The following is a 5295-nucleotide window of genomic DNA, read 5'->3' as shown; positions in this document are numbered from 1 at the left end:
TCTTCTGCCCCCCTGATAGGGGGAGCTGTCAGCGCAGCTGACTGAGGGGGTCACGCCCAACCCCGCGGCAACCCATCCACCCAATCCAAAGGAACCAACCAATGCCAAGCAACGCAGCCATCAACCCCGATCTGCTCGTCAAGTACGCCGCCGACTTCAACGCCGACCGCGCCAACCTCATCGCCGCAGACGCGGCCGTCTCCTCCGGCGTCCTCAAGGCCGCCACCGACTACCGCGGCGTGCGCGAGCTGCCGCGCGACTTCTCGGTCGAACTCAAGCAGGGTTCGATCACCAACCAGAAGCACTCCGGCCGCTGCTGGATGTTCGCCTCGCTCAACACGCTGCGCTACGAACTCATGCACCGCTGGAACCTTGAGGACTTCGAGTTCTCCGAAACCTACCTGTTCTTCTGGGATGCGATGGAGAAGTCGAACACGTACCTCGAGAACGTGCTCGCCACGCTCGACGAGCCGACCGACAGCCGCGTCTTCGAGGCCGTCAACTATGGCCCGTCCGACGACGGCGGCTGGTGGCAGATGTTCGCCGCCCTCGTCAACAAGTACGGCCTCGTGCCCAAGAGCGCCTACCCGGAGTCGGCCAACTCCACGGATTCCTCCGCGTTCAAGCAGTACCTCAACTCGAAGCTGCGCGGGTTCGCGGCCGAGATGCGTCGCCGTCACGCGGCGGGCGTCGGCGTGGACGAGCTGCGCGCGCTCAAGAACGAGGACATGGCGGTCGTGTACCGCATCTGCTCGATCGCGCTCGGCGAGCCGCCGGCGACGTTCGACTGGTCCGCGCGCACCAAGGGCGACGACGCGAAGGGCGGCAAGTCCGGCAAGGGCTGCGGCGAAGAGGGCTGCAAGAAGTCCGAGGGCTGCTGCAAGGATGACAAGCATTCCGGCATCGACGATCGTCCGGTCATCCGCGAGACCGGCATCACGCCGCTCGAGTTCTACAAGAAGTACGTGCCGGTCGACGTGAACGACTTCGCCACGCTGTGCAACTCGCCGATGGCCGCCACGCCGTTCGGCAAGCGCTACCGCATCCGGTTCTCCGCGAACGTGGCCGAGGCCGGCGACATGGAGTTCGTCAACGTGCCGCTCGACGTGTTCCGCAAGGCCGCGATCGACCAGCTCACGGCCGGCCACCCGATCTGGTTCGCCTGCGACTGCACGCAGTTCGCACTGCGCGACGCGGGCTTCTTCGACCAGTCCGTCGTGCGCGTGGACCGCCTGTTCGGCACCGATTTCCCGCTCGACAAGGCCGATGGCCTCGAATACGGCGACAGCCCGAGCAACCACGCGATGACGTTCACCGGCGTGAACCTCGACGCGGACGGCAAGCCGAACCGCTGGAAGGTTGAGAACAGCTGGGGCAAGGACAACGGCGTGGACGGCTACTACGTGATGTCCGACGCGTGGTTCGACCGCTTCGTGACCGAGATCATCATCCGCAAGGAATACCTCGACGAGGCCACGCGCGAGCTGCTGACCGCCGAGCCGGTCGAACTTGAGCCCTGGCAGCCCCTCACCAAGCGCTGCCGCTGAGCGCGTCGCATATGGTGCGGGTGTGCGGTGAGGCTGTTACACCGCGCTCCCGCGCCGACGTCATTTGGCCGACTTGGCCGGCTTGACCGCGTCGGCCAAGTCGGCCGCATCCTCCACGAACTCGCGGACCTCGGCGATGTTGCCGTTTTCGTCACGCCGCACGACGTACACCTCGTACAGCGCCGAATCCGTATACCCCCCCCCCACGGCAATGCCATGTGTTTTGCCGGAGGCGATGATGTCGGCGATGTCCTGCGGGGCGGCGGCCGAATGCCGTTCGAGCAGTCCGGTCAGACGCGCGACGCGGCGGCGCATGTCGTCAAGCTGTTTTTCCAGTTCGTCGATGTGCCGGATCTGCTGGCGGAACAGCATGTCGGTCATGGCACGGCCCTCCGCCGAATCCGGGGCGAACGGCAGCTCACCGGTCTGCCCGTAGCGCATGAACCGCTGCATTGCGGACACGGCCGCCGCGGCACCGCCGGCAAGCGGTCCGCCGGACTGCGCGGATCCTGAATCCGAGCCGGACGCACCGGCTTCCGCTTCGGCCTTCACTTGCGCGCCGTAGCGCACTTTCCACCGGGCCACGCACCGTTCCACGCGTTTGTAGCCGATCAGCGACGGGTCAAGCCCGGCCTCGCGGAACAGGCGGGCCGGGGACTTGCCGGCGAGGTACTGCCGCGTGCATTCCTTTTTGAAGCTTTCCGAATAGGTGATCCGCCCGTTGGTGACCCTGCTCACCGCCGGCAGCGAATACAGATACGCGATCTCTTCCTGGGTGAACGCTGAATTTCCCATGTGAACTGCTCCTCTGCTCATCCGTCTATCCGCGTACTGCCGGCTCCGGGCCACGGGATCAGCCGGCAGTCGAATTCGTCATCGACACGATTCGCTCGTTGAACAGCAATGTAGCCACAATCCCCCGTTCGCGCATCCCCCGTAGATTTCCTCGATAACACCCGAAGCACTGCGCAACGCCAGCATCCGCAAGACTGACTCATGACCCCCGTCTGGCCTCGAGCGCGGATCCACCCTTTGAGACGGCGCGGCAGGTCGGACGCAGGCCAGGAGCCCGCGCACGTAGCACGCCGCACGGTACAGCCGCACAGTACACGGACGGCATCTCAAACCATTACTGTGTTCGTGAGCAAGTTGCTCACGAACAACTTGCTCACGAACACAGTAATATAGGATCAGAGGCTAGTGCACGACCGGCACCGGCCCGAACAAAATGATGCACGATAGCAAAGGAAACTCAATCATGGGGTTCGTGGGCAGAAGCGAGGAACTGAAAACGCTGGAGTACCATGCCTCGCTGGGCAAGTTCCAGATGGTCGTCGTATACGGGCGCCGGCGGGTGGGCAAGACTGCGTTGATCGCACATTTCTGCGAACGCCATCGCACGCTCTGGTTCACCGCCAAAGAACAGAGCGCCGCCGCGAACCTGCGTGAGTTCTCGCAGGCAGTCCTCACGTTTTTCCATGAACCCAACTTTCCTGCGGGATTCGCCAATTGGAACGACGCGTTGAACTACATCGCAGACAAAGCAACGGCGAATCCAGCGGATCCGTTTGTATTTGTATTGGACGAGCTGCCGTACGCAGCAGCTACGGAACCTTCGCTGCCGTCCGCGCTACAGATCGCAATCGACCACCGATTCAAGGAAACAAATATCCTTATGGTGCTGTGCGGCTCCAATGAAGGCTTCATGGAAAGCAAAGTGCTCGGATACAAGAGTCCACTGTACGGACGCAGGAACGCACAGATCCGCCTCAAGCCATTCGACCTGTTCGAGGCATGCCGCCTCATGCCACCAAATGCGGACTGGCAGACCCTTATCCATTACTATGCGGCATTGGGAGGCACCCCTTATTATCTGGAGCAGATAGACCCGGAGCTGACCTTCGCGCAAAACATCCAGACCCGATGCTTCAGTCAAAACGGCATTCTCTACGAAGAGCCCATGATGCTGTTACGTCAGGAACTACGCGAACCGGCGCTGTATAGTTCGATCCTCGACGCGGTTGGCGCAGGCCGCACCAAGCCGAAGGAAATCGCCGAATACGCCGGCGTCGACACGAACACCGTCGGCTCGTATCTGCGCACGCTGGAACAGCTCGGCATTATCGAGCGGCTGGTGCCGTTCGGCGAAGACTCAAACCATTCACGTAAAGGACTGTGGAAAATCAAAGATCCGTTCTTCGCTTACTGGTACCGGTTCGTCAGCCCGGCAACCGCGCTCGTCGATACCGGCTACGGTCAAGCGGCCGCCGCATCAGCCACTTCCGGCGCGGTCTTCGACACATACGTGGGCCAACAGTTTGAAACCATGTGCCTGCAATGGCTGCTACGCCAGTGCAGGGAACAACGAATCGACTTTCTGCCCACCGCGTTCGGCAAGTGGTGGGGCAACGACCCGACCGCCCGCGAGCAGACCGACATCGACGTAGTCATGACCGACTCGATCAATCACAAGGTACTTCTCGGCGAATGCAAATGGAGGGAGCATCTCAACGAGACGGAAGCCATCGACCGACTCAAGGCACGTTCGCCCCTCATCCGCGAGAACGGCGAACGACTCTACTACCTGTTTACCAAAAGACCCACCAGCACTGCGACGGCAACAAAAACAGCAGCGGATCACTCACTGACCATCATTGACGCGGCGACGATGATGCAAGAGGCGCTGCCGGATTCCGGTGCCAAGTAAACCCCCAGCGTCGCCGATCGGTCGCGCTCGTGTGGCCGATCGGCGATAGTTCAGCCGGACTCATGAGACTAACGCAGGGACTTGTCGTCGACAAGCCCATCACACGCCGTCTCGACATTTGCGTGGACCGAAACCTATAGATCCGCTTACGCACACAATATCGCGACGAAGAGAAAGAGCACGGCAGCCATCGCGCATCCAGCGGCAATCCCGACCAAGCACTGCGTTTTCGGCGCATCCCGTTCGGCAACGAACACACCCCTGTTCAGCGCATCGGCGATGATCGCGAAGACAGCGGAAAGCGCGCCTATGCCTCCGACCAGATCTATGGCAGCGATGTTCCGCCACATCCCTACGGCACCAATAATCAAACTGACGACGAGTGCCCCAAAGCCAGTCCAGCATAACAATTTGAGCACGCCTTTGCGCCCCTTCTTCAGGGACTCTTGCGTTTCAGTCAGCGTATTAATAAGATAATCCGCATCACCTATCGTATGATCTATCTTGTCCAATAGATTATTCATTCGCAAATTTATGGACTCACATTCCTGCATATCCTGATCTGCAGGATCCTGAATAATAGGCTGCATACGTTTCTTCAGTTTTGCATTGTCTAGCAATATTGATTTAGATTCCTCCTTATACTCCTCTCTCTTCTCCTCATATTTTTTTGCAAAATAATTCACTACATCAAATAATGTATCGTAATGACGTTGCTGAGTTTGGGATATCGCTGACGTAGCGTCTGGCAAAACCGCCTGTAATCGACTAATTTGATAAAGCGCAACGTTAAGTAAAATTATTTTATCATCCACCAGCCCTTTTGCATTTTCGGTATTCCTTATTAGAGATCGAGCTTCCCCTGCCTTCGGGGATATCAACAAATCATCATCCTTGGATACTGACATATAACAATTCACCCCAATTAAGATTCTACACCAAGTCACCTATTCAGACGGCGCCACGACGTGCCTCACGTTTTTTGAGCGCGTAGGGTGTGGTGGTGCCTCATCGGGAATGAGCGCGAACGGTATCGGTCCT

The 5295-nt window shown here is 59.5% G+C and carries 4 protein-coding genes; 2 read left to right on the top strand and 2 right to left on the bottom strand.

What is annotated here, in order from left to right; translation table 11 throughout:
• The first annotated feature begins 101 nt into the window (after window positions 1-101).
• Complete coding sequence (locus GFD25_RS11790; RefSeq protein WP_163233060.1) at window positions 102-1547, top strand: C1 family peptidase; 1446 nt, start codon at window positions 102-104, stop codon at window positions 1545-1547.
• A 60-nt stretch (window positions 1548-1607) separates the two neighbouring features.
• On the opposite strand, the gene GFD25_RS11785 is transcribed toward GFD25_RS11790, so the two are convergent.
• The gene (locus GFD25_RS11785) at window positions 1608-2342 is read right to left on the bottom strand and encodes an HTH domain-containing protein (protein WP_163233058.1); all 735 of its coding nucleotides are present in this window, start codon (window positions 2340-2342) and stop codon (window positions 1608-1610) included.
• A 463-nt stretch (window positions 2343-2805) separates the two neighbouring features.
• On the opposite strand from GFD25_RS11785, the gene GFD25_RS11780 reads away from it, so the two are divergent.
• On the top strand, window positions 2806-4254 hold the full coding sequence (locus GFD25_RS11780; protein ID WP_163233056.1) for an ATP-binding protein: 1449 nt from the start codon (window positions 2806-2808) through the stop codon (window positions 4252-4254).
• Between the two features lie 146 nt (window positions 4255-4400).
• On the opposite strand, the gene GFD25_RS11775 is transcribed toward GFD25_RS11780, so the two are convergent.
• The gene (locus GFD25_RS11775; RefSeq protein WP_163233054.1) at window positions 4401-5162 is read right to left on the bottom strand and encodes a hypothetical protein; all 762 of its coding nucleotides are present in this window, start codon (window positions 5160-5162) and stop codon (window positions 4401-4403) included.
• Between the last annotated feature and the right edge of the window lie 133 nt (window positions 5163-5295).

This window comes from Bifidobacterium aerophilum (assembly GCF_010667685.1).
Taxonomy (GTDB): Bacteria; Actinomycetota; Actinomycetes; order Actinomycetales; family Bifidobacteriaceae; genus Bifidobacterium; species Bifidobacterium aerophilum.
Note: the sequence above shows the minus strand (reverse complement) of the source record. Positions and strands in the feature narration are given on the sequence as shown.

Excerpts from the sequence above, each read along its gene's own strand:
- GFD25_RS11790 (WP_163233060.1), top strand. The coding sequence starts at position 102 with ATGCCAAGCAACGCAGCCATCAACCCCGATCTGCTCGTCAAGTACGCC.
- GFD25_RS11785 (WP_163233058.1), bottom strand. The coding sequence starts at position 2,342 with ATGGGAAATTCAGCGTTCACCCAGGAAGAGATCGCGTATCTGTATTCG.
- GFD25_RS11780 (WP_163233056.1), top strand. The coding sequence starts at position 2,806 with ATGGGGTTCGTGGGCAGAAGCGAGGAACTGAAAACGCTGGAGTACCAT.
- GFD25_RS11775 (WP_163233054.1), bottom strand. The coding sequence starts at position 5,162 with ATGTCAGTATCCAAGGATGATGATTTGTTGATATCCCCGAAGGCAGGG.